The sequence below is a fragment of the Streptomyces sp. NPDC017936 genome (assembly GCF_044328485.1).
GTDB lineage: Bacteria > Actinomycetota > Actinomycetes > Streptomycetales > Streptomycetaceae > Streptomyces.
Window position 1 is genome coordinate 230,575 of record NZ_JBIRHK010000012.1, and the last position, 23,576, is coordinate 254,150.

Annotated in this window: 19 protein-coding genes and 2 tRNA genes; 15 read left to right on the plus strand and 6 right to left on the minus strand. The window is 71.5% G+C overall.

What is annotated here, in order from left to right; genetic code table 11:
* The first annotated feature begins 343 nt into the window (after positions 1–343).
* The 4 genes from gyrB (at position 344) to ACH4F6_RS25280 (ending at position 6,070) form a co-directional block, all read left to right on the plus strand.
* Positions 344–2,428 (plus strand): DNA topoisomerase (ATP-hydrolyzing) subunit B, encoded by a 2,085-nt coding sequence (gene gyrB, locus ACH4F6_RS25265; protein WP_397962586.1) that lies wholly within the window; start codon positions 344–346, stop codon positions 2,426–2,428.
* A 42-nt stretch (positions 2,429–2,470) separates the two neighbouring features.
* Positions 2,471–5,080, plus strand: coding sequence for a DNA gyrase subunit A (gyrA, locus tag ACH4F6_RS25270; RefSeq protein ID WP_397962587.1), 2,610 nt, complete (start codon positions 2,471–2,473; stop codon positions 5,078–5,080).
* A gap of 18 nt (positions 5,081–5,098) precedes the next feature.
* Entirely contained in the window at positions 5,099–5,881 is a 783-nt protein-coding gene (locus tag ACH4F6_RS25275; RefSeq protein WP_397962588.1) for a DUF3566 domain-containing protein, read from the plus strand.
* A 112-nt stretch (positions 5,882–5,993) separates the two neighbouring features.
* Positions 5,994–6,070: transfer RNA gene (locus tag ACH4F6_RS25280), tRNA-Ile, on the plus strand.
* Positions 6,071–6,330: 260 nt separating this feature from the next.
* On the opposite strand, the gene ACH4F6_RS25285 is transcribed toward ACH4F6_RS25280, so the two are convergent.
* On the minus strand, positions 6,331–10,383 hold the full coding sequence (locus ACH4F6_RS25285) for an AAA family ATPase (protein ID WP_397962589.1): 4,053 nt from the start codon (positions 10,381–10,383) through the stop codon (positions 6,331–6,333).
* A 588-nt stretch (positions 10,384–10,971) separates the two neighbouring features.
* Here ACH4F6_RS25285 and ACH4F6_RS25290 point away from each other — a divergent pair.
* Positions 10,972–11,157, plus strand: a complete 186-nt coding sequence (locus ACH4F6_RS25290) for a ferredoxin (RefSeq protein WP_397962590.1) — start codon at positions 10,972–10,974, stop codon at positions 11,155–11,157.
* A gap of 437 nt (positions 11,158–11,594) precedes the next feature.
* On the opposite strand, the gene ACH4F6_RS25295 is transcribed toward ACH4F6_RS25290, so the two are convergent.
* Complete coding sequence (locus ACH4F6_RS25295) at positions 11,595–11,963, minus strand: DUF6344 domain-containing protein (protein WP_397962591.1); 369 nt, start codon at positions 11,961–11,963, stop codon at positions 11,595–11,597.
* 348 nt (positions 11,964–12,311) lie between these two features.
* Here ACH4F6_RS25295 and ACH4F6_RS25300 point away from each other — a divergent pair, with 348 nt between their 5' ends.
* Positions 12,312–12,440: a DLW-39 family protein gene (locus ACH4F6_RS25300; protein WP_003999697.1), complete on the plus strand. Its 129-nt coding sequence runs from the start codon at positions 12,312–12,314 to the stop codon at positions 12,438–12,440.
* Positions 12,441–12,760: 320 nt separating this feature from the next.
* A complete protein-coding gene (locus tag ACH4F6_RS25305) occupies positions 12,761–14,065 on the plus strand; it encodes a hypothetical protein (protein ID WP_397962592.1) in 1,305 nt (434 codons plus the stop codon).
* Here the strand turns inward: ACH4F6_RS25305 and ACH4F6_RS25310 are convergent.
* The gene (locus ACH4F6_RS25310; RefSeq protein ID WP_397962593.1) at positions 14,029–15,729 is read right to left on the minus strand and encodes a protein kinase; all 1,701 of its coding nucleotides are present in this window, start codon (positions 15,727–15,729) and stop codon (positions 14,029–14,031) included. The two genes, ACH4F6_RS25305 and ACH4F6_RS25310, sit on opposite strands and share 37 nt — an antisense overlap.
* A gap of 174 nt (positions 15,730–15,903) precedes the next feature.
* A complete protein-coding gene (locus tag ACH4F6_RS25315; protein WP_397962594.1) occupies positions 15,904–16,452 on the minus strand; it encodes a helix-turn-helix domain-containing protein in 549 nt (182 codons plus the stop codon).
* Between the two features lie 181 nt (positions 16,453–16,633).
* Here ACH4F6_RS25315 and ACH4F6_RS25320 point away from each other — a divergent pair.
* A tRNA-Ala gene (locus tag ACH4F6_RS25320) sits at positions 16,634–16,706 on the plus strand.
* Between the two features lie 228 nt (positions 16,707–16,934).
* Here ACH4F6_RS25320 and ACH4F6_RS25325 read toward each other — a convergent pair.
* Positions 16,935–17,639, minus strand: coding sequence for a DUF5324 family protein (locus ACH4F6_RS25325; RefSeq protein WP_397962595.1), 705 nt, complete (start codon positions 17,637–17,639; stop codon positions 16,935–16,937).
* A 334-nt stretch (positions 17,640–17,973) separates the two neighbouring features.
* Between ACH4F6_RS25325 and ACH4F6_RS25330 the strand changes: the two genes are divergently transcribed.
* Positions 17,974–18,501, plus strand: a complete 528-nt coding sequence (locus tag ACH4F6_RS25330) for a peptidylprolyl isomerase (RefSeq protein WP_397962596.1) — start codon at positions 17,974–17,976, stop codon at positions 18,499–18,501.
* Between the two features lie 129 nt (positions 18,502–18,630).
* Positions 18,631–19,527, plus strand: a complete 897-nt coding sequence (locus tag ACH4F6_RS25335) for a rhomboid family intramembrane serine protease (RefSeq protein ID WP_397962646.1) — start codon at positions 18,631–18,633, stop codon at positions 19,525–19,527.
* Positions 19,528–19,804: 277 nt separating this feature from the next.
* Here ACH4F6_RS25335 and crgA read toward each other — a convergent pair whose 3' ends face one another.
* On the minus strand, positions 19,805–20,059 hold the full coding sequence (gene crgA / locus ACH4F6_RS25340; protein ID WP_397962597.1) for a cell division protein CrgA: 255 nt from the start codon (positions 20,057–20,059) through the stop codon (positions 19,805–19,807).
* A gap of 141 nt (positions 20,060–20,200) precedes the next feature.
* On the opposite strand from crgA, the gene ACH4F6_RS25345 reads away from it, so the two are divergent.
* From ACH4F6_RS25345 to ACH4F6_RS25365, 5 genes are read left to right on the plus strand one after another with little or no spacing between them, the layout of a single operon-like run.
* Positions 20,201–20,998 carry a DUF881 domain-containing protein gene (locus ACH4F6_RS25345; protein ID WP_397962598.1) on the plus strand — a complete coding sequence of 266 codons (798 nt, stop codon included), beginning with the start codon at positions 20,201–20,203 and terminating at the stop codon, positions 20,996–20,998.
* Positions 20,999–21,026: 28 nt separating this feature from the next.
* Positions 21,027–21,719 carry a class E sortase gene (locus tag ACH4F6_RS25350; protein WP_397962599.1) on the plus strand — a complete coding sequence of 231 codons (693 nt, stop codon included), beginning with the start codon at positions 21,027–21,029 and terminating at the stop codon, positions 21,717–21,719.
* A gap of 52 nt (positions 21,720–21,771) precedes the next feature.
* Complete coding sequence (locus ACH4F6_RS25355; RefSeq protein ID WP_397962600.1) at positions 21,772–21,933, plus strand: hypothetical protein; 162 nt, start codon at positions 21,772–21,774, stop codon at positions 21,931–21,933.
* Positions 21,930–22,568 (plus strand): aminodeoxychorismate/anthranilate synthase component II, encoded by a 639-nt coding sequence (locus tag ACH4F6_RS25360; protein ID WP_397962601.1) that lies wholly within the window; start codon positions 21,930–21,932, stop codon positions 22,566–22,568. Before ACH4F6_RS25355 ends, ACH4F6_RS25360 begins: the two co-directional genes overlap by 4 nt.
* A complete protein-coding gene (locus ACH4F6_RS25365) occupies positions 22,565–23,572 on the plus strand; it encodes a class E sortase (RefSeq protein WP_397962602.1) in 1,008 nt (335 codons plus the stop codon). The genes ACH4F6_RS25360 and ACH4F6_RS25365 overlap by 4 nt, the downstream gene beginning before the upstream one ends.
* The last annotated feature ends 4 nt before the right edge of the window (positions 23,573–23,576 follow it).

Consider the following 23,576-nt stretch of genomic DNA (forward strand, 5'->3'; position numbering starts at 1 on the left):
CCATCGGGACCGCCCCGGCCGTCGTTCGCCGCGCCCGCGCGCGGTGGCGGACACGGAGCTGACTCCCCGGTAGCCAAGGGTTGACGCCTGGAAGCGCTGAGTGCCTCTGTGAGCCTCTTGGAGCCCTGCTCCGTATATGGGGACCCGGCCGAGGTCGGTTCAGGGCGGCACGTGAGGACTCAGGTACCGGCAAACCCCCATCACTGTCAGCGCTACCGGTAGACTGGAAGCCGATCCCGCCCCGAACGTGGGGACCGCCCGGGAGACGCTGAGCAACGCTGATCAAGGCTTACCGACGCAACATGCCGCAGCCGCTCCGGCAACCCGCCGACGAGCCCGGCTCGTGCTGTGCCAGAAAGGGCGCTTCGTGGCCGATTCCGGCAACCCCAACGAGAACATCCCGTCCACCGACGCCGGCGTGAACGGCGAGGCCGACGCCTCGAGCAGCGAGGTCACCGCCTCGTACGACGCCAGCGCCATCACCGTCCTCGAGGGCCTGGACGCCGTCCGCAAGCGACCCGGTATGTACATCGGTTCCACCGGTGAGCGCGGTCTGCACCACCTCGTGTACGAGGTCGTCGACAACTCGGTCGACGAGGCGCTGGCCGGGCACGCGGACACCATCGACGTGACGATCCTGGCCGACGGCGGCGTGCGGGTCACCGACAACGGCCGCGGCATCCCGGTGGGCATCGTCGCCTCCGAGGGCAAGCCGGCCCTCGAGGTCGTGCTGACCGTGCTGCACGCGGGCGGCAAGTTCGGCGGCGGCGGCTACGCGGTCTCCGGCGGTCTGCACGGCGTCGGCGTGTCCGTCGTCAACGCCCTGTCGAGCAAGGTCGCCGTCGAGGTCAGGACCGACGGCCACCGCTGGACGCAGGACTACAAGATGGGCGTCCCCACGGCGCCGCTGGCCCAGCACGAGGCCGTCGAGGAGACCGGCACGTCGGTCTCCTTCTGGGCCGACCCGGACATCTTCGAGACCACCGAGTACTCCTTCGAGACGCTCTCGCGGCGCTTCCAGGAGATGGCGTTCCTCAACAAGGGCCTGACGATCAAGCTCACCGACGAGCGCGAGTCGGCGAAGGCCACCGCCGGGGCGGACGAGGCGGGTGCGGACGAGAAGGACGAGGTCAGGACCGTCACGTACCACTACGAGGGCGGCATCGTCGACTTCGTGAAGTACCTCAACTCCCGCAAGGGCGACGTGGTGCACCCCACGGTGATCGACCTCGAGGCCGAGGACAGGGACAAGCACCTGTCCCTCGAGGTCGCGATGCAGTGGAACAGCAGCTACTCCGAGGGCGTCTACTCCTTCGCGAACATCATCCACACCCACGAGGGCGGTACCCACGAGGAGGGCTTCCGCGCCGCGCTGACGAACCTGATCAACAAGTACGCGCGCGACAAGAAGCTGCTGCGGGACAAGGACGACAACCTCACGGGTGACGACATCCGCGAGGGTCTGACCGCGATCATCTCGGTCAAGCTGAGCGAGCCGCAGTTCGAGGGCCAGACCAAGACCAAGCTGGGCAACACGGAGGCGAAGACCTTCGTCCAGAAGGCCGTCTACGAGCACCTCAACGACTGGCTGGACCGCAACCCGAACGAGGCGGCGGACATCGTCCGCAAGGGCATCCAGGCGGCCACCGCGCGCGTGGCGGCCCGCAAGGCCCGCGACCTGACCCGCCGCAAGGGCCTGCTGGAGTCGGCGTCCCTGCCGGGCAAGCTCTCCGACTGCCAGTCGAACGACCCCACCAAGTGCGAGATCTTCATCGTCGAGGGTGACTCCGCCGGCGGCTCGGCCAAGTCCGGCCGCAACCCGCAGTACCAGGCGATCCTCCCGATCCGCGGCAAGATCCTCAACGTCGAGAAGGCCAGGATCGACAAGATCCTGCAGAACCAGGAGATCCAGGCGCTGATCTCCGCCTTCGGCACCGGCGTGCACGAGGACTTCGACATCGAGAAGCTCCGCTATCACAAGATCATCCTGATGGCGGACGCCGACGTCGACGGCCAGCACATCAGCACCCTGCTGCTGACCTTCCTGTTCCGCTTCATGCGGCCGCTGGTCGAGGCCGGGCACGTGTACCTCTCCCGCCCCCCGCTGTACAAGATCAAGTGGGGCCGGGACGACATCGAGTACGCGTACTCCGACCGCGAGCGCGACGCGCTGATCGAGATGGGCCGGCAGCGCGGCAAGCGCGTCCGCGAGGACTCGATCCAGCGCTTCAAGGGTCTCGGCGAGATGAACGCCGAAGAGCTGCGCGTGACGACCATGGACCAGGAGCACCGGGTCCTCGGTCAGGTCACCCTCGACGACGCCGCCCAGGCCGACGACCTGTTCTCGGTCCTGATGGGCGAGGACGTCGAGGCCCGCCGCGCGTTCATCCAGCGCAACGCCAAGGACGTCCGCTTCCTCGACATCTGAGTCGGTCTCAGCTGACCGCACCAGGAAGGATCTTCACCAGCAATGGCCGACGAGACCCCGAACATTCCCTCTGGCCCCGCCACCCCTGAAGAGGGCGGCGAAGTCGCGATGCGTGTCGAGCCCGTCGGGCTCGAGACGGAGATGCAGCGCTCGTACCTCGACTACGCGATGTCCGTCATCGTCTCGCGTGCGCTGCCGGACGTCCGGGACGGCCTCAAGCCCGTCCACCGCCGCGTGCTGTACGCCATGTACGACGGCGGCTACCGCCCCGAGCGCGGCTTCTACAAGTGCGCCCGCGTCGTCGGCGACGTCATGGGCAACTACCACCCGCACGGCGACTCCTCGATCTACGACGCCCTGGTGCGCCTCGCCCAGCCGTGGTCGATGCGGATGCCGCTGGTGGACTCCAACGGCAACTTCGGCTCCCCGGGCAACGACCCGGCGGCGGCGATGCGCTACACCGAGTGCAAGCTGGCGCCGCTGTCGATGGAGATGGTCCGCGACATCGACGAGGAGACCGTCGACTTCACGGACAACTACGACGGCCGCTCCCAGGAGCCGACCGTCCTGCCGGCCCGCTTCCCGAACCTGCTGATCAACGGCTCGGCCGGCATCGCGGTCGGCATGGCGACCAACATCCCGCCGCACAACCTGCGCGAGGTCGCGGCCGGCGCCCAGTGGTACCTGGAGAACCCGGAGGCCTCGCACGAGGAGCTCCTGGACGCGCTGATCGAGCGCATCAAGGGCCCCGACTTCCCGACCGGCGCGCTCGTCGTCGGCCGCAAGGGCATCGAGGAGGCCTACCGGACGGGCCGCGGCTCGATCACCATGCGCGCGGTCGTCGAGGTCGAGGAGATCCAGAACCGCCAGTGCCTGGTGGTCACGGAGCTGCCCTACCAGGTCAACCCCGACAACCTCGCGCAGAAGATCGCCGACCTGGTGAAGGACGGCAAGATCGGCGGCATCGCGGACGTCCGTGACGAGACGTCGTCCCGCACGGGACAGCGTCTGGTCATCGTGCTGAAGCGCGACGCGGTCGCCAAGGTCGTCCTGAACAACCTCTACAAGCACACCGATCTGCAGACCAACTTCGGCGCGAACATGCTGGCGCTGGTCGACGGCGTGCCGCGCACGCTCTCCCTGGACGCGTTCATCCGTCACTGGGTGGCGCACCAGATCGAGGTCATCGTCCGCCGCACGCGCTTCCGGCTGCGCAAGGCGGAGGAGCGCGCGCACATCCTGCGCGGCCTGCTGAAGGCCCTGGACGCCATCGACGAGGTCATCGCGCTGATCCGGCGCAGTGAGACCGTCGACGTGGCGCGCACGGGCCTGATGGGCCTCCTGGAGATCGACGAGATCCAGGCCAACGCCATCCTCGAGATGCAGCTGCGCCGACTGGCCGCCCTGGAGCGCCAGAAGATCGTCCAGGAGCACGACGAACTCCAGGCGAAGATCAACGAGTACAACGAGATCCTCGCCTCCCCGGTCCGCCAGCGCGGCATCGTCAGCGAGGAGCTGGCGGCGATCGTCGAGAAGTACGGCGACGACCGCAAGACCAAGCTGGTGCCCTACGACGGCGACATGTCCATCGAGGACCTGATCGCCGAGGAGGACATCGTCGTCACCGTCACGCGCGGCGGTTACGTCAAGCGCACCAAGACGGACGACTACCGGGCCCAGAAGCGCGGCGGCAAGGGCGTCCGCGGCACGAAGCTCAAGGAAGACGACATCGTCGACCACTTCTTCGTGTCGACCACGCACCACTGGCTGCTGTTCTTCACCAACAAGGGCCGCGTGTACCGCGCGAAGGCCTACGAGCTCCCGGACGCGGGCCGGGACGCACGCGGCCAGCACGTCGCCAACCTGCTGGCCTTCCAGCCGGACGAGGCGATCGCCGAGATCCTCGCGATCCGCGACTACGGGGCGGCGCCGTACCTGGTGCTGGCCACCAAGGCCGGCTTGGTCAAGAAGACGCCGCTGAAGGATTACGATTCGCCTCGCTCCGGCGGTGTGATCGCGATCAACCTCCGTGAGCGGGAGGACGGTTCCGACGACGAACTGATCGGTGCGGAACTCGTCTCGGCCGACGACGATCTGCTGCTGATCAGCAAGAAGGCACAGTCGATCAGGTTCACCGCCACGGACGACAGCCTGCGCCCGATGGGCCGTGCCACCTCGGGTGTCAAGGGCATGAGTTTCCGTGAGGGCGACGAGCTGCTCTCGATGAATGTTGTTCGACCCGGTACGTTCGTGTTCACTGCCACTGACGGCGGGTACGCGAAGCGGACCGCCGTCGACGAGTACCGCGTCCAAGGTCGCGGCGGTCTCGGCATCAAGGCCGCCAAGATCGTCGAAGACCGTGGTTCGCTCGTCGGCGCGCTGGTGGTCGAGGAGACCGATGAGATCCTCGCCATCACGCTGGGCGGCGGTGTGATTCGTACGCGAGTCAACGAGGTCAGGGAGACGGGCCGTGACACCATGGGCGTCCAACTGATCAACCTGGGCAAGCGCGATGCCGTCGTCGGCATCGCACGTAACGCCGAGGCGGGGCGGGAAGCGGAGGAGGTCGACGGCGACGTTGCCGAGGCCGACACCGCCGAGGACGCCGCGACCAGCGGCACGGACGAGGGTGAGTCGCCCTCGGCCGAGTAGCACGAGGAGTGAGTCATCGTGAGCGGAGCCACGGGCGCCGGTTCGGTCGGTACGTCGGCCGGCACCTCTGCCGGCAAGGAAACGGACGACGGCGGCCGTGGCTCCGCCACGGGGGCGAAGGCCGCGCGTACGACCGACGCGCGGGGCGCCGACGGCCAGGCGCTGGACACGCACACCACGCAGTTGAAGCCGGTCAAGGCGTCTTCGGCCGACTCGCCCTCGCCCGACGGACAGGGATCGCAGGGATCCCGAGGGGGAACCGTGACGGACACCCGAGGACCGCAGACCCAGCAGGGGGTCTCCCCGCTGCCCGGCGAGCGGCAGCCGCAGCAGCCCTCCGGGCCGTACCACCCGCCGCAGGCCTACCCGGCGCAGGACGGCGCGGCCGGCGCGGTGCGCCGTCCGCGCACCGGCGCCCGCACCACGCCCCGGGTGCGCAAGGCGCGGCTGCGGGTGGCCAAGGCCGACCCGTGGTCGGTGATGAAGGTCAGCTTCCTGCTCTCCATCGCGCTCGGCATCTGCACGATCGTCGCGGCCGCCGTCCTGTGGATGGTCATGGACGCGATGGGCGTCTTCTCGACGGTCGGCGGCACCATCTCGGAGGCGACCGGCTCGAACGAGTCGAACGGCTTCGACCTGCAGGCCTTCCTGTCGCTGCCCAACGTCCTGATGTTCACGTCGATCATCGCGGTCATCGACGTCGTCCTCGCGACGGCCCTCGCGACGCTCGGCGCGTTCATCTACAACCTCTCCGCGGGCTTCGTGGGCGGCGTCGAGCTGACGCTGGCCGAGGACGAGTGAGCTGCGGCTGAACCCGCCGGACCCGCTCCCCCGCCTATCGATTTTGGGACTGCGCTGGTCGTGCGCTAATCTTCAGGAGTCAGCGCGCGGGACACACACCGCAGAGCGCGGCGGGGCTATAGCTCAGTTGGTTAGAGCGCATCCCTGATAAGGATGAGGCCACAGGTTCAAATCCTGTTAGCCCCACCAGCACGAAGACCCCCGGTCCGGATGGACCGGGGGTCTTCGGCGTGTGGGCTGTGGGCTCACGGGGTCCGCGTATCGGTGGGCCGGGGGCGTGGAGCGGGTGTTCCGGGACGTCGGTCCGCGCGGGGCGGCGAAAGGCCCGGTCGCCGGCGACGGGGGATGCGCCGGCGGCCGGGCCATGGCCAAGGCTAACAAGGCCGGTTGACCGGAGGGAGGGGACCGCTCGGACGCGCCGGGACGTTGTGGCGCGGATCACTTCGCGGTCACTGGTCGCAGGGCGGCTCGTAGGAGAGACGGGGCAGGTACTCGTGCCACACGTCGCGGGTCAGGACGCCCCGGGTGGTCGAGCAGATGTGGCGGATGGCCCGGTCGACGTCGAGGTTCCAGAGCCGGACGGTGTCCGTGCCGCTCGACACCCCGAGCATGCGGCCGCGGGGGCTGAAGGACAGGAAGTTGCCCGTCCTGGCGTTCGGGCTCATCGACTGGCCGATGGCGGTGGCGTCCGCGGGGTCGGCGACGTTCCAGAGGCGGACCGTGTTGTCGTGGCCGCCGCTGGCCAGGGTGCGGCCGTCCGGGCTGAACGTCACGGACACGACCGCTTCGGTGTGGCCGGTGAGGGGCGCGCGCACCGCGGTGGCCGCACGGGGGTCGGTGACGTTCCAGAGGCGGACGGTGTCGTCGTCGCCGCCGCCGGCCAGGGTGCGGCCGTCCGGGCTGTAGGCGAGGGTGTTGACCGGGCCCCGGTGGTCCGTGAGGGGGGCGCCGAGGAGCGCGGGGCGACGGGGGTCGGTCACCTTCCACAGGCGGATCGTGCCGTCCGCGCTGCCGCTGGCGAGGGTGCGGCCGTCCGGGCTGAAGACCAGGGCGTTGACGTAGCCCTTGTGGCCGGTGAGGGGGGCGCCGTGGGGGAGGGGGTGCGACGGGTCGGTGACGTTCCAGAGCCGGAAGGTGCGGTCGTCGTGGGCGGTGGCGAGGGTGCGGCCGTCCGGGCTGAACGCCAGCGCTTCGGGGCCCATGAACCGGGTGCCCAGGACGAGGGGCGGCCCGTAGGAGAGGGGCCGGGCGGGATCGGCGACGTTCCACAGGTGGACCGTCCGGCCTCCCGTGAGCACCGCGAGGGTGCGGCCGTCCGGGGAGAACACCAGCGAGCGCTGGCCGTCGTCCCCGGGCATGAAGGGGGCGTTCAGCAGGACGGGCCGGTCCGGGGCCTCCACGTTCCACAGCCGGACGCTGCCGTCGCGCGCCGCCGTGGCCAGCACCCGGCCGTCGGGGCGGAACGCTCCGCTGCGGCCGATCATGTCCGACGTCGGGATCGACCACAGCCGCACCTTGCTGTCGCCGTTCCCGGTGGCGAGGGTGCGGCCGTCCGGGCTGAAGCCCAGGGCGTACATCTCACCGCTGCCCCCGGCCAGGGGCTCACCGATCTGGGACGGGTACGCGGGATCGCTGACGTTCCACAGGCTCGCCGTGCTGTCGGCGCTGGCGGCGGCGAGCAGGGTGCCCTCGGGGTTGAAGGCCACCGACCAGACGGGGGCGGTGTGGCCGGTGAGCGGCGGGCCGAGCTGGGCCGCCCGGCGCGGCTCCGTCACCTTCCACAGGCGGACGGTGTCGTCCGCGCCGCCGCTGGCCAGGGTGCGGCCGTCGGGGCTGAAGGCCACGGAGTGCACCAGGTCCGTGTGGCCGGTCAGGGTGCGCAGGGGCTCCGGCCGCTCCGGCGCGTCCACGCCCCACAGCCGGACCGTGCCGTCGTCGCCGGCGCTCGCCAGGGTCCTGCCGTCGGGACTGAACGCCACCGAGCGCACGGCGGCGGTGTGGCCGGCGGCGGTGCCGAGCGCGGCGGGGCGGCGGGGGTCGGCCGTGTCCCACAGCCGTACGGTGCGGTCCTCGCCGGCGGAGGCCAGGACGCGCCCGCCGGGCCTGAAGGCGAGCAGGTAGATCGTGCCCTTGTGGCCGGTCAGCGGCGCCCCGAGCGGCCGGGGGCGGGCGGGGTCCCGGACGTCCCACAGCCGGATCGTGCCGTCGTCGCCGGCGCTGGCGAGGGTCCGTCCGTCCGGGCTGAAGACCGCGCTGCTCACCCAACTGGTGTGGCCGGTGAGGGGCTTGCCCAGGGGTTCGGGGCGGGCCGGGTCGCTCACGTCCCACAGCCGCACGGTGCGGTCGTAGCCGGCGGTGGCCAGGAGGTGTCCGTCCGGGCTGAACGAGGTGAGGTAGACGGCGCCGGTGTGGCCGAGGAGCGGTGTGGCGAGCGGTGCGTTGACGATCGAGATCAGCCGGTTGGCCGTGCCCGCGTCGTCGGGCCGCAGGCGGTGCGCCACCAGGTCGAGCTGGGCGGAGAGCGAGGGGTCGGTGTACTGGACGCGGTCGGCCTCGGCGACCACCTGCTCGAACACGGCGTCGTTGCGCTGCTGCCACGCCACGACCGCCGCTCCGGAGGCCAGGAGCGCGAGGACCACCAGGGTCGCCACCGCGGCCCGGCCGATCCACACCGTGCGTCTGCGCAGCCTGACCGAGGCGGCCAGGAAGTCCACCGCGCTGCGGGTCAGCGAGGTGTCGCCGGCGGACCTGGCCCAGGCGCGGGCCTGTTCCAGCCGCGAACCGCGGTAGAGCAGCGACGCGTCGCGGTGCGAGCCCTCCCAGGCCCTGCCGTCCTCCTCCAGGCGCTGGCGCAACAGGTTGCCGTTGCGGTCCTCGTCGATCCAGTCGCGCAGCCGCGGCCAGGCGTGCAGCAGCGCCTCGTGGGTGATCTCCACGGTCTCCGCGTCGAGCGTCACCAGCCGGGCGCGCACCAGCGCTTCGAGGGACTGCTCCGTCTTGCCCGGGTCGGTCGACTCCGCCGTCAGCCGGCGCCGGGTCCCGCGGCGACGGGTGGCCTGGGCGTCCTCGCTCAGCCGGACCAGCCGCAGCAGGAGCAGCCGCGCGGCCGTACGGGCCGCCGGGTCGAGACCGGACCAGGCGCGTTCGGCGGTCGCCGCGACCGCCCCCTGGATGCCGCCGGCCGCCCGGTACCCGGCCAGCGTCAGCCGGCCCGCCTTGCGCCGCTGCCAGGTGGCGAGCAGGGCGTGGGAGAGGAGCGGCAGCACGCCCGCGCCGTGCGCGCCGCGCGGGCCGTCGGCGCCGACCTCACGGACGATCAGTTCGACGAGGCCCGGCTCGAGTTCGAGTCCCACGGCCTTGGCGGGGCCGGTGACCGCTTCCCGTAACTCCGCGGAGGTCAGTGGCCCGAGCACCATGTGCCGGTGCTGCAGCGCGTCGGCCAGTTCGGGATGGCCCAGGCACTGCTCGTAGAAGTCGGCGCGGACGCCGAGGACGACGAGGACGGGGGCCGCCTCGCCCGGGGCGGCGGGGGTGCAGGCGGCGTGGAGGAGCTGGATGAAGGCGCGCCGCGTCCCCTCGTCGGGGCAGAGAGTGAACGTCTCCTCGAACTGGTCGACGATGACGACCGGCCGGGCGGGGCGTTCGGAGGCGGTGGCGTCCCCGTGCGCCCAGGCCGTGAGGGCGGCCCGGACCGCGTGGGCGAAGCCGGTGGTGCCGGGGGACTCCGCCTCCGTGCCGCCGCCCTCCGCGGCACCGGCCGGGGGGACGGGCGCGGGGGCGGTCCCGGTGAGGACCCGGGCGAGTTCCGGGATCGCGCCGGCCAGTTCCGCCAGCGGATCGGCCCCCGGGACGAGCTGGAGGACCGTGCGGGCCGGGCCGTCCTCGTCCCCCGGCGGGCCGCCGCGCAGTGCGGGCACCAGGCCCGCGCTCAGCAGGGAGGACTTGCCCGCGCCCGAGGCGCCCACGAGCATCACCAGGCCCCCCGTCGCCTCCGCCGCGTGGAGCTGGGCGACGAGCGCCCCGGTGCTCCGCTCCCGGCCGTAGAACCACCGGGCGTCCTCCTGGCGGTAGGACGCGAGGCCCCGGTAGGGGCACACGCCCCCCGGGACGGGCGGGGACCCGCCCGGGAGCCTCTCCTCGCGGGACGTCTCGGTGTCGCCGGCCGGGTCGGCCAGCGCGCGCTCCCAGAGGCGCTGCCACGAGGCCAGGTCGTACAGCCCGGCGGAGACCGGTACGGGGCGCAGCCGACGCGCGTCGGGGATGAGGACGTGCAGTACGGCCGCGAGGGCGGGGAACTGCGCGGGTACGTTCCTGGCGCGTCGCCAGTCGCTGATCCGCTGGGCGGACACCCGGACGGGACGCCCGCGTTCGTCGACCCGCTGGAGGCGGGCGACCGCCTCGGACACGCGCTTGAGGGGAGGGTTGCCGGCCTCCCTGTACAGCAGCGCGAGACGTTCCGCGAAGGCTGTCCGTGCCCCTGAGCCGGAACTCAAGGTCCCCACCCCTTTGCTTCCCGCCGCCGCATCCGGTCCGGAAAACTCACCTTATACGGCTGACCTGCGGCCGAGCCGGTGACCGGACGCCGGAACCTCCTCGGCACGGGCCGGTGACTGGCAGGATCCCGTCGCAGTCACGCACCACCCGGGCGTCGCCCGAACAGGCCACCAGCACCGCGCTTGGAGACAGCTCATGGCGCCGAATGTTCCCGGCCGACTTCCGCCGGCCTTCCCGGACGGTCGCGACGCTTCCGTCACCTGATCGCGCGGGGACCCGCGCGGCAGCGTCCGGTCGGGCCGCTGTCGCACCGCCCACGGGTTCCCCGCCCGTCTCGGTCCATGCCTCACGGCACGGACCGACGCCACTCGCACCGTTCGGCAGCGGTCCGCACGAGGGGAGGGACCGGTGCCGAACGGTGCGGCGTGCGGGAAGGCGCCGGGCGGACGCGGGGGACGCGTCGTCCCGAACGGCAGACGGCAGACGGCGGGACGGCGGCGGTTCGCCGTGCCGGGGCCGCGGGCCGGTTGGGCGGGTCGCGCGAAGGGCAGTCACGTCCTGACGGTTGCTCGGTGCGTGTCGCGACGGGAGTGCAGATGAGGATCTCCGTGGACCCCGACCGCTGCTACGGGTCCGGTGAGTGCGCCTACCGGTTGCCGTCCGTCTTCACCGAGGTCGACGGATACGGCGCGGTCGTCCCGGGGCGCGAGGACGCGGGCGACGACCCGCGGGTGCGGGAGGCGGCCGAGAGGTGCCCGTCCCAGGCCATCACCATCGGCTAGCCGTCAGCGGCGCGCGAGCGTCCGTCGGCGGGCGACTCCCGGGCGCGCGGCCCCTGGACGGCTTCCGGCCGCCCGAGGGGGCGGGGCCCGGCGGGGGACGCCGTGCGGCCGGTCGCCCGGGTCTTCGTCGTTCACGTCGTGCGGGTCGGGCACGGGGGGCTCACCGATGTGTCGTCCGGCGTTCTTCGTCCGGTGCGGTCCGGTGCGGTCCGGTGCGGTCCGGTGCGGTCCGGTGCGGTCCGGTGCGGTCCGGTGCGGTGCGGTGCGGTGCGGTGCGCGGCCGGCCGACGACCACGGCTCGGCCTGAGGTCGGTCAGGGCGTCCCGCCCGGCGGGACCGGTCGCGGCGAAGGCCCGGGGGCTCCTCGCGGAGCTTCCGGGCCTGCTTCGTTTCGCGCTGTGCTCGAGTCGCCGTTACGTCGTGTCGGTGCCGGATCCTCAGCGTTGGGGCGGGATCGATGGGGCGGGCTCCTCCGGTGCGGGCTCGCTGTCGCAGTCGCCCTGGAGGTGGTCGGCGGATTCCTCCTCGGGCAGGGGACGGGCGCGGCAGCTGGGGGACTTGCCGTGCGCCTCGGCGCGGATGCGTTGCTTCATCGTGGGAGGCAGAGACCGGGCGAACAACCGGGCCCAGGGGGACTCCGGCACGATCGGGTGGACGGTGTTGCCGTTGCTGTCGCTGTTGCGCGTCGGCTCGGTCCGTGCCACCGCCGTCGTGGCGGTCGTCGTGACGAATCCGAGTGCGGCGCACAGGGCGAGGAAGGCGGTGACGATGGTGGTCCACAGCTTCATGACCCGGTTCTCGGCCAAGTCCCCTCACTTTCGGGTCGGGCGATTTGCGTACTTTGCCCATCATGTGTACGGGGCTCGGGATGTGGTGGACCGACGCTCGCCACGGGGGGATGTTCGGATGAACACCACTCGGATGGGCGCAAGAAGGGAGAAAAATACCGAAAGGGGATCGAGTGGGGCGAAGAGGGCTCCGTGGCGGTGTGATCACCCTCTGGTCGGAGAGCCCGACCCGCTTCGTCCCCGGCCCCTCACCGCGCCGTCGAGGGCGGGAGCCGAGGGGCCGACGCAGGTCACCGATCGATATCGGTCGGTGTGTATAGTCGGGCGCCAGAGGTCCCCTACGTCAAGGAAAGACGAGGTCGCGCGGTGAAGAAGCTTCTCCTGGTCGCACTGGCCGCCATCGGCGGGCTCCTCGTGTACCGCCAGATCCAGGCGGATCGCGCCGAGCAGGATCTGTGGACGGAGGCGACCGACTCCGTGCCCACGGGTTCGTGAGGACAGACACCGGAAACCGAACAGACCCCGGCCGCCGTGTGCGGCCGGGGTCTTGTGTTGCTCCCGGGTCTCGTGTTGTGTGCGGGTCTCGTGTTGCGTGCGGCGCCCTTCCCGGATAGAGGGGTGTTCCGGACGCTCGTACGGATCGCGGGGGCGGTGCGCGGGCCGGCGGGGCAGGATGGGCCCCGGCCGGGTCCGGGCGGACGGGCCGTGCCGGGTCCGGGCAGGACCGGGTGCCGGTGAGGGCGAGGGGGCGTGGGATGGGCCGGCGTGCGGAGCGGTGGGCCGCCAGGCCGAGGGCCGTCGTGAGGGTCACCGCCGTGGCGGCGGCTGCCGCCGTGTCCTGCGTGGCGTTCCCGGGAGCGGTCGCCGTGGCGGCCGTCCCCTCCTACGGCTTCGCCGGCGACGCCCGGAGCGTCACGGCGGCCACCGGCACCGGCGACGCCGAACGCCTGACTCCCGGCACCGTCTACCGCAGCTCCTTCACGGGCCGCGAGAAGGCCTTCTACCGCCTCGAACTCGACGACGCCTCGACCGCGTACGTCTCCGTCACGGCCGTCCCCCGCTCCGGCGCGGCGCTCGGCAGCGGTGACGGGATCAAGGTCTCCGTCCAGAACGCCGACGGCGTCCGGTGCTCCTCCGACTCCGTGACGGTCGGGGCGTCCCGCAGCCCGCGTCCGCTCACGGCCTGGGGCGCGCGGGAGATCCGGGCCGGCAAGCAGCTGTGCCAGGAGGCCGGCACGTACTACGTCGTCGTCCAGCGCTCCGGGTCGGACGGCGACTCCGACCGGCCCTGGGAACTGGAGCTCGCGCCCGCCGGCGAGCCGCCCCTGGAGAAGGCCGGCCCGACGGACGCGCCCGGAACGGGGACCCCCGCCACCCCCGCGCCCTTCGCCGGAGAGGCCGTGACCCGCCGGGGCGGCGAGGGCTTCGCCGGGGCGACCGCCCTGCGGCAGGGCGTCTGGCGCGACGACATCACCCCCGGCCAGACCCTCTTCTACAAGGTGCCCGTCGGCTGGGGGCAGCAGCTGTCGGCCACCGTCGACCTGGACAGCGCGGAGAAGGACACCGGCTTCGTGGTGCCCGCACTGGAGATGACCCTCCACAACCCGGTGCGCGCCGAGGTGGTGGACACGGACATCGGCTACGGCGGCCGGCAGACGTCGGCCTCCCTGGCCCCGCTGCCGCCGGTCCGGTACGCCAACCGCTACGCCCCCGCCGGCCCGGCCGGGAACCTGCGGTTCGCCGGCTCGTACTACCTCGTGCTCCACCTCTCCGCGCGCGTCGCCGACCGCTTCGGGGACGGGCCGTACGGCGTGAAGCTCCGGATCCGGGTCGACGGAGCCGTGGAGTCCGGGCCGGGGTACGCCGGGCAGCCGCAGCCGCGGGGCGTCTTCGACGCCGACACGACGGGCGGACAGGCCGTGACGGGCGGCGAGGTGTCCGGCGGCGGGGGGAGCGGGACCGGGGCGACCGGGGGCGGCGGCACCGCGATGAAGGCGGTGGCGGCGGGCGGTATCGGCACCGGCAGCGCACTGCTCCTGGTGCTCGGCGTGTGGACGGTCACGGCCCGGCGCCGTGCCGCCGCTCAGATGCGCGCCAGCGCCCAGAACCCCACGGCGTAACAGGCCAGCGCCAGCAGCAGCAGCGGCAACGCGACCTTGACCGGCGGGCCGGGCCGGCGGGCGGCACGGACCCGGCGGTGCCCCCGGCGGACCCCCTCGGGCCCGCCGGTCGCCGTGGACGCGGGGGACGGCTGCTCGGGGGACGGTGGCGGGGAGCAGGCCGGTGAGGAGGACGGGGCCTGCGGGTCCTGGGCGGTGTACGAAGCGGTGGACGTGCCGGCCCGCTGCTCGCCGGGGCGCAGCGCGTAGGGCGGTTCGTACGGGCGGACGGGGGCCCGGGGCGGAAGCGGAGGGGGCGCGGGCGCGCGGCCGGGCACCGGGGTGTGCGTCGTGGGCCGCGGGGGCGGGAGGTGGAAGCTGCCGGTGTCCGACATGGACGGCGCGGGCGCGGCGGACGGGTGGGGCGGCACGGGGACCGCCGACGGGGGCGTCGGGTGCGTGGACCGGCGCGGGTCGCCCGGCGCGGAGTCCGGCCCCGGACGCGGGACCGAGTCGGCACCCGTCCCCGGACCGGACGACAGGGATCCGGAGACCACGGAGCCCGACTGCGGGCCGCCGTGGGCCACGGAGCCGTGTCCCACGCCCGGGGTCCTCGGCCCCGGACCCGCGCCGGAAGCCGTCGGGTCCGGACGCGCGCTGCCGGAGGGCACGGACCCCGTTCCCGGCCAGGCCGGGAGGGAGTCGGTGCCGGGGCCGGCGGGGGCGCGGGATCCCGTGTCCTGCCGCGGCCACGTGTGCTCACCGGTCGACGGCGACGGTTTCACCGTGATGCCCGGGGCGCGCTTCAGCGGCCCCTGCGGTCCGAACCCCGCGGGAAGCGGCCCGATCTGGTCGAAGATCTCGATCTGTTCCTCGTCGGGGCCTGGCGCGGGCAGCAGCTCCACGGCAGCGGCCAGCGCCTTGCGGGCTCCGGTGGCCGTGCGGAAACGGGCCGCCGGATCCGGCTGGAGCAGTGCGGCCACGATCTGCCACAGCGGCTCCGGGATCCCCTTGGGGGCCGGGGGAGTTCCGTGTTCCGCGAAGTACTGGACGAGCGCCTTGGCGTCCGGCTTGGCGCCCTCCAGCAGGTACAGCGCCACCAGGCCCACGGCGAACAGGTCGGCGGGGAAGTCGGGGTCGGAGCCCAGCATCTGCTCGGGCGCGAGGTAACCGGGCGTCCCCACCACGAGGTTGGTCTCGGTCAGGCGCGGTTCGCCCAGCCGCATCGCGATGCCGAAGTCGGACAGCCGCAGCCGGGGCCGGGCCGTCCCGGTGGCCTCCAGCAACACGTTGGCGGGCTTGATGTCACGGTGCACGACACCCTCCGCGTGGACCGCGGCGAGCCCGGACAGGAGTTGGTCGAGGAGGGTGCAGACGAACGCGGGCGGCAGCGGGCCGTAGTCGCCGACGAGGTGGACCAGCGAACCTCCGGCCACCAGGTCCATGGTGAACAGGACCTGGTCGTCGTCGGCGGCCCAGCTGGCCGGGGCGAGGACGTGGGGATGGTCGATCCGCAGCGCCTGCTCGCGGACGAAGCGCAACAGCGTGTGGGCGTCGCGCTGCTGGAGCACCTTGGCGGCCACATAACGACGGCGCCGGTGGTCCCAGGCACGCCAGACGGCGCCCACCCCTCCGCGGCCGATCGGGTCGGCGAGTTCGTACCGTCCGGCGAAGACCTCACCCATGGCAGTGCGTCGCTCCTCCCCCTGTGGTTTCCCCCGCTACCCCCTCGCTACCCCCGCGGTGAGCGTGTCGACCCCCCTGCCCGACCGCGATCGCCCCCACCGCCACCTCTTGCCGCTGTCCCCCCTGCTGTCGGCCCGGCTGCCGAACCCCCTTCGGTCACCGGGCCGGCGGGCTCAGTTCTGGTGGGACTGGTAGTGCGCGACCGCGTCCGAGGTGCGGCCGGCGCCGTACACCCGCAGGAACTCGGCCAGTTCGGGGTGGGTCGGGGCGAGGTTGTCGGCGGCGTCGATGATGTCGCCCGCGGCGGCCACCGAGCGCAGCAGCGACTGGATCTCGCGGACCACCCGCTTGACCGTGGGGGCCCCGGAGCCGCTCGTCGTCTGCGTGGTGTTGTTCAGCACCGAGCCCCCCTGCGACCTCCTGATCTCGTCCATGCGCTCGGTCGCCTCGGCGGCGCTGACACTGCCGTCGGCGACCTGGGCCGCCAGATCCTGGAGCAGTTGCACGCGCTGCACCACCGCCGGGTTGCCGATCTTCGCCCGCTGGCCGCTCATCAACTGCGACAGCATCGGCGCCGACAGACCCAGTACCCCCGCGAGACGAGCCTGGTTGAGGCCGAGGTCGTCGATCAGCCTACGGAAGAGCGCCCCCAGCGGCTCCCCGTACCAGTTCCGCTGCAGTTCCCGCGCTCTTGCGGTGGCTTCCTGCTGTGCGGCATCCATGTGCGTCTCCCCATCGCTTCCCCTGAAACCGCGGTTCGCTGTAGCGAACCCCGCCGAGCATCTTACGGAGCGTGGTCATCGACGGGGACCCCCAATCTTTTTGCGAGATCCGGGGGGTGACCCGGTACTCTGGTCTGCGGCGCCCGCCGGAGGTTCTCCTCCTGCCGGACGCCTCTCTTGAGGGGCCTTAGCTCAGTTGGTAGAGCGCTGTCTTTGCATGGCAGATGTCAGGGGTTCGACTCCCCTAGGCTCCACACCTCAGAAAGCCCCTCTGACCTGCGGAAGTGCAGGTCAGAGGGGCTTTCTGTGCAAGCAGGGGCAACGCCTCGGGCGTCGGGGGCACTTGTGCCGCGGAAACGCCCCTGCGGCCCCGGGAAGGGAGATCGCAGGGGCGTTTCACGTGAAACGCCGCCGCAGGGCTCCCGCACACGCGGTGTGCCCGTCGTCACGGCGTGTTGTTCTCGTGGCCGAAGGGGTGCGGATCAGCTGCGGTCCTCCCGGTTCGCGGCCTCCTCCTCGGCTTCCTTGGCCTGGACTTCGGGGTCCAGGGCGGTGGTGCCGCTGGTGCCGTCCACCGAGGCCAGTCCGCCGTCGGCGGGGACCTCCGTGGCGGCGGGCGGCTCGACCAGCCAGTCCGGGTTGGCCTGCTTGTCCCACCACTTCCAGGCCGCGAAAGCGCCGGCGCCCACGACACCCACCACGGCCAGGACCTTGGCGAGCTTGCCCGCCTTGGCCCGCCGCCGGTGCTTGCGCACCAGCCTCTGGACGTCCTTCGGCGTCACCTGACCGCGCAGCGCGGCCAGCGCGGCGGCGCTCCGGGCAGCGGCCTCGGTCTTCACGGGTCCGGCCGCGGCCATCGCCTGTTCGATCTTCGGCCGGGAATAGTCGGCGGCCTGCCGCGCGACCAGGCGCGTACGGAGTGCCGCTTCATGAGCGGCGTAGTCGACCTTCGGTGGGACGTGTGTCCGCGCCTGCTCCAGGCGGGGCGCGACGTGGGCGCCGTACTGGACGCGGGCCTGTTCGGCGGCCTGCGACACCTTGGGTGCGAGCCGTACGCGGGCCTCGTGCGCATAGAGCGCGGCCCTCTCCTTGGCCGTGTCGGCGTAGGGCGCCACCACTTCCGCGGCGTGCAGCACGCTGTCCTTTGCCGAGCCGGTCGCGGCGCGCACGCTGTCGATGCGGGTCACGGGTTCCTCCTCCTCGGTGGCGTACGGTATTTCGACTTTCCACCCTTTTACGGATCATGCCTGCCGACTGCCGGCGGGGCATTCTCGGACGGGCATACGGGTGCCGAACGTCCCGAGTCGTAGTGATCGGATACAAGAGGGGGTGAATACAGGGCAACGGGAGCTTGTCGTCGACAATGCCACGGATCGGCTCCGCCCGCTTCCGCCGCGGACGACTGAGTGCTTTTCCGTACGCGAAACGACCTGTTCCGGCGAGGGAAGAGGTCGTCGGGCGACGTACGGCACCGGGCGTGCGAGGATCGTGGGGTCACAGGAAGACAACGGAAGGCAGATCGTGGCCGAGCAGCTGTACGCCACCCTGAAGACCAACCACGGCGACATCGAGGTCCGGCTCTTCCCGGACCATGCCCCCAAGACGGTCAAGAACTTCGTCGACCTCGCCACCGGCGGACGCGAGTGGACCCACCCCGCCACCGGCGAGAAGTCCTCGGCGAAGCTCTACGACGGCACGGTCTTCCACCGGGTGATCAGCGGATTCATGATCCAGGGCGGTGACCCGCTGGGCAACGGCACCGGCGGTCCCGGCTACCAGTTCGAGGACGAGTTCCACCCGGACCTCCGCTTCGACAAGCCCTACCTGCTGGCCATGGCCAACGCGGGTCCGGGCACCAACGGCTCCCAGTTCTTCATCACCGTCGCCCCGACGGCCTGGCTGACCCGTAAGCACACCATCTTCGGCGAGGTCACCGACGCGGCGAGCCAGAAGGTCGTCGACACCATCGCCTCGACCCAGACCAACCCGCGCACGGACCGCCCGCTCAACGACGTCGTCATCGAGTCGGTCGTCGTCGAGAAGCGCTAGCAGCCCGGGAAGCGCCGGCCGGCAGGCGCCGGCGGCTCGACGGACGGTTCCGCCGGGAACCATGTGCCCCGCTCATCCGTATGGAGGAGCGGGGCAAAGCCTTGCATGACGACGACTCTGGGGGACCCCATGGACCAGGCGCCAGGCAGCCACCGGGACGACGCCCACAACGGCCTGCCCGTCTGCTACCGGCACGGCGACCGGGAGACCGGCGTGCGCTGCACCCGCTGCGAGCGTCCGATCTGCCCCGAGTGCATGGTCAGCGCGTCGGTCGGCTTCCAGTGCCCGGACTGCGTCCGCAGCGGCTCCGGCACGGGTCACGCGCCCTCGGCGTCGCGTCCGCGCACCCTCGCCGGCGGCACGGTGACGGAGGACCCCCGTCTGGTCACCAAGATCCTGATCGGCCTCTGCCTCGCCGCCTTCCTGGTCCAGCTCTCCGTCGGCGACAGCTTCACCAACCGGTTCGAGCTGTTCGGCCGAGCGCAGTTCTCGTTCTCCAGCCCGATCGAGGGCGTCGCGGAGGGCCAGTGGTACCGGCTGCTGACCTCGACGTTCCTGCACGGCGGTGTCCTCCACATCGTGTTCAACGTGCTCAGTCTGTGGTGGATCGGCGGCCCCCTGGAGCAGGCGTTCGGCCGGGCCCGGTACCTCGCGCTGTACGTCGTCTCCGGCCTCGCGGGCAGCGCCCTGACGTACCTGCTGGCCGCCCCGAACCAGCCCTCGCTGGGCGCCTCCGGCGCGATCTTCGGCCTGTTCGGCGCCACGATCGTCCTGATGCGCCGGATGCGCTACGACATGCGCCCGATCATCGCCCTGCTGGTGATCAACCTGATCTTCACCTTCAACCCCGGCTTCAACATCTCGTGGCAGGCCCACATCGGTGGCCTGGTCGCCGGCGTGGTCATCGGCTACGGGATGATCCACGCCCCGCGCGAGCGCCGCGCCCTGGTGCAGTACGGCACCTGTGCACTGGTGCTGGTGATCGCCGTGGTGATGACCCTCTTGAGGACTGCTCAGCTCACCTGAGCACCCTTGTTTCCACAGAGTGCCTGATTGTTTCCACAGAGTGCCCGATCTTGTGCACAGTGTGCGTGAACACCTGTGCCCCCTGTCTCCGGCCGGGCATGTGCCCAGGTCAGGCAGGGGGCGAACAAATTTGCGGCGGCCGGTGCGTCAGTCGTACCGGCGTCAACCCTCGACGGGTTATCCACAGATCGTCTTTCTTTTCCCCAGGCGGGGTGTGGAAATCCGTCGGAGCTGTGGATAACTCAGTGGGCACCGCTGGGAAGAGGTGCCTCCGCGGCTACTTCCACTGTGTGGAAACACCGAAGCCGGCGGCGATGAAGCCGAAGCCGACCACGATGTTCCAGTTGCCGAGCTGGTCGACGGGCAGGGAGCCGTCGGTCACGTAGAACACGACGATCCAGGCGAGTCCGATGAGGAACATGGCCAGCATCACCGGCGCGACCCAGGCGCGGCTGTTCAGCTTGATCGCGGTCGCCTGCTTCGACGGCGGCGGCGTGTAGTCGGCCTTCTTGCGGATACGTGACTTCGGCACGAGGGTCTCTCCTGTCGATGCGCTGCGTGGCCGCGCAGGGAACTGGGTCGGGCTCGGGGCAGCGTACAAGGGGACACTGAGCGCTCCCCCGGGCGTCCGTTAGCGTAGTGCTTCCACGGCGCCGAAGGAGATAAGGGTACGTTGAGCAATTCTGCCGACTCCCCCGGGACGGGTACAACGGGTTCTGCTCCCGTCGGCCGGTACCGCTTCCGGCCGGTCCGGGTGCTCACCGTGGGCGTCTTCGCCCTCGCGGGACTCATCTTCTTCACCAGCTTCGACACCGCCAAGGGCACCAACATCCGCACGGACACGTCCTTGCTGAAGCTCTCCGACCTCATCCAGGAACGCAGCCGCAAGAACGGCGAGCTGGACGAGTCCAACGCGGCCCTGCGGGACGACGTCGAGACGCTGGCCGAGGCCGACGACGGCAGCACCAAGGCCGAGGACGAGAAACTCGCCCGGCTGGAGGAGGAGGCGGGCACCCAGGCGGTCAAGGGCGAGGCGATCACGGTCACGCTCAACGACGCCCCGCCGAACGCCACCGCCAAGCTCCCCGGCTACCCCGAGCCGCAGCCCGACTACCTGGTCATCCACCAGCAGGACCTCCAGGCGGTGGTGAACGCCCTGTGGGAGGGCGGCGCCCAGGGCATCAAGGTCATGGACCAGCGGCTGATCTCCACCAGCGCCGTGCGCTGCGTCGGCAACACCCTGATCCTCCAGGGCCGCGTCTACTCCCCGCCGTACAAGATCCAGGCGGTCGGGGACCCGGAGAAGCTCCAGCAGGCGCTCGCGGACTCCCAGGCGATCCAGAACTACATGGTGTACGTCAACGTCTACGGTCTCGGCTGGAAGGTCACCGAGGACGGCACGGTGACTCTGCCCGGTTACTCGGGCACAGTGGACCTGCACTACGCGAAGCCGGTGGAACAGCCGGAGTAGCCGCAGTACCGCCTCACGGGAGCCGCCGGTGCGCGTGATCGTCCGGACCGTCAGCGAGCTGTGCGTCACCGTCGGCACCGTGCTCGTGCTCTTCTTCGTCTACGTGCTGTTCTGGACGGGCGTGCGGGCCGACCACGTGATGGACGACCAGGTCGACCGCCTGCGGGACCAGTGGGCGCGGCAGACCGCCCCCGCGCCCGGCGCCTCGGCGGGCCGGGCCCCGTCGAGCCCCGCGCCGCCGGCGCCGTACCGGAAGGGCGAGCCCTTCGCGATCATGTACATCCCGCGGCTCGGTTTCACGTGGAACAAGCCCGTGCTCGAGGGGACGTCCACCGGCACCCTGAAGAAGGGGCTCGGGCACTACGCGGGGACCGCGCGGCTCGGAGGGACCGGGAACTTCTCCGTCGCCGGGCACCGCCGCACCTACGGCGACCCCTTCAAGGACTTTCCCCGGCTCGGGCGCGGTGACGCGGTGGTGCTGACGGACGGGACGACCTGGTTCACGTACCGGATCGATCAAGGGCCCTACAAAACACTTCCCACGGACGTCGAGGTGATCGACCCTGTCCCACGTATGTCGGGGTACACGCGTCCCGGACGCTATCTGACGCTGACCACGTGCGATCCCGAATGGGGGCACAGTCACCGGCTGATCGTCTGGGCGCACCTGGACTCCACGCAGCCCGTGGAGGCAGGAGAACCGGAGGCTCTGCGCCGTTAGTCTGGTGCGGTACGGCGTGAGTCTGGTGCCGTGGTGCGACGGAAGGGACGGCATGTACGGCTGGATCTGGCGGCATCTGCCGGGAAACGTCTTGGTGAAGGCGCTGATCTCGATCGTGCTGATCCTGGCCGTCGTGTACGTCCTGTTCCAGTACGTCTTTCCGTGGGCCGAACCGCTGCTTCCCTTCAACGATGTGACGGTGGACAACCAGTGAGCGCGCGCATTCTCGTCGTCGACAACTACGACAGCTTCGTCTTCAACCTGGTCCAGTACCTGTACCAGCTGGGCGCCGAGTGCGAGGTCCTGCGCAACGACGAGGTCTCCACGGCCCACGCCCAGGACGGCTTCGACGGGGTGCTGCTCTCCCCCGGCCCGGGCACGCCCGAGCAGGCCGGTGTCTGCGTCGACATGGTCCGCCACTGCGCGACGACCGGCGTGCCCGTCTTCGGCGTCTGCCTGGGCATGCAGTCGATGCAGGTGGCGTACGGCGGTGTCGTGGACCGGGCGCCGGAGCTGCTGCACGGCAAGACCTCGCTGGTGGAGCACGAGGGCCGGGGCGTCTTCGCCGGGCTGCCCTCGCCGTTCACGGCGACCCGCTACCACTCCCTGGCGGCCGAGCCGGCGACGGTCCCGGACGAGCTGCTGGTGACCGCCCGCACGCACGACGGCATCATCATGGGCCTGCGCCACCGGGAACTTCCCGTCGAGGGCGTGCAGTTCCACCCCGAGTCGGTGCTGACCGAGCACGGGCACCGGATGCTGGCCAACTGGCTGGTGGAGTGCGGTGACGAAGGCGCCGTGGCGAGGTCGGCGGGGCTGGCCCCGGTGGTGGGCAGGGCCACGGCGTGACCGCGCTGCGCCCCGAACGCGAGGATCTGTACGGCGGCGCGCCGTACGAGCCTCCCCTCGACGAGGAGACGGTGGCCCTGCGGATACCGCAGTCGCCGGATTCCGTGTTCGGCGGCGCGTCCATATCGGCTTCTGGGGCCCCGGCAGCCTCTGGTGTCACTCGACCCCCAGGGGGCGGCCGAGCGGCCCGCAGGAAAGCCGCCAAGCGCCGTCACGGCCGCCGTGGCGCCGACGCGGAGGCCGCCCGCCCGGCCCGGGGCGGGTCGGCGGCCCCGGCGGAGGCGAGGCCGCTCTCGCGGGTGGAGGCCCGCCGGCAGGCGCGGGCGCGCAGACCGGGGGCGGCCGTGGTCGCCAGCCGGGCCGTCGGCGAGGTGTTCATCACCACCGGTGTGCTGATGCTGCTGTTCGTCACCTACCAGCTGTGGTGGACGAACGTCCGCGCGCACGCGCAGGCGGACAAGGAGGCGAGCAGCCTCCAGAACGACTGGGCGAGCGGCAAGCGCAACCCGGGGACCTTCTCCCCGGGACAGGGCTTCGCCATCCTGCACATCCCCGAGCTGGACGTGGTGGTGCCGATCGCCGAGGGCATCAGCAACAAGAAGGTGCTGGACAAGGGCATGGTCGGGCACTACGGCGAGGACCCCCTGAAGACGGCCATGCCCGACGCGAGGACCGGCAACTTCGGACTCGCGGGCCACCGCAACACCCACGGCGAGCCGTTCCGGTACATCAACAAGCTGCAGCCCGGCGACGCGATCGTCGTCGAGACGCAGGACGAGTACTTCGTCTACAAGATGGCGTCGATGCTGCCGGTGACCTCGCCGAGCAACGTGAGCGTCCTCGAGCCCGTGCCGCCGCAGTCCGGATTCACCGGGCCGGGCCGGTACATCACCCTCACGACGTGCACACCGGAGTTCACGAGCAAGTACCGGTTGATCGTCTGGGGCAAGATGGTCGAGGAACGGCCGCGCAGCAAGGGCAAGCCGGATGCGCTCGTCGAGTAGGGGC

Bases quoted from the DNA above. Each gene is read 5' to 3' on its own strand.
- gyrA (WP_397962587.1), top strand. From the start codon at position 2,471: ATGGCCGACGAGACCCCGAACATTCCCTCTGGCCCCGCCACCCCTGAA.
- ACH4F6_RS25290 (WP_397962590.1), top strand. From the start codon at position 10,972: ATGAGGATCTCCGTGGACCCCGACCGCTGCTACGGGTCCGGTGAGTGC.
- ACH4F6_RS25310 (WP_397962593.1), bottom strand. From the start codon at position 15,729: ATGGGTGAGGTCTTCGCCGGACGGTACGAACTCGCCGACCCGATCGGC.
- ACH4F6_RS25315 (WP_397962594.1), bottom strand. From the start codon at position 16,452: ATGGATGCCGCACAGCAGGAAGCCACCGCAAGAGCGCGGGAACTGCAG.
- ACH4F6_RS25335 (WP_397962646.1), top strand. From the start codon at position 18,631: ATGGACCAGGCGCCAGGCAGCCACCGGGACGACGCCCACAACGGCCTG.
- ACH4F6_RS25355 (WP_397962600.1), top strand. From the start codon at position 21,772: ATGTACGGCTGGATCTGGCGGCATCTGCCGGGAAACGTCTTGGTGAAG.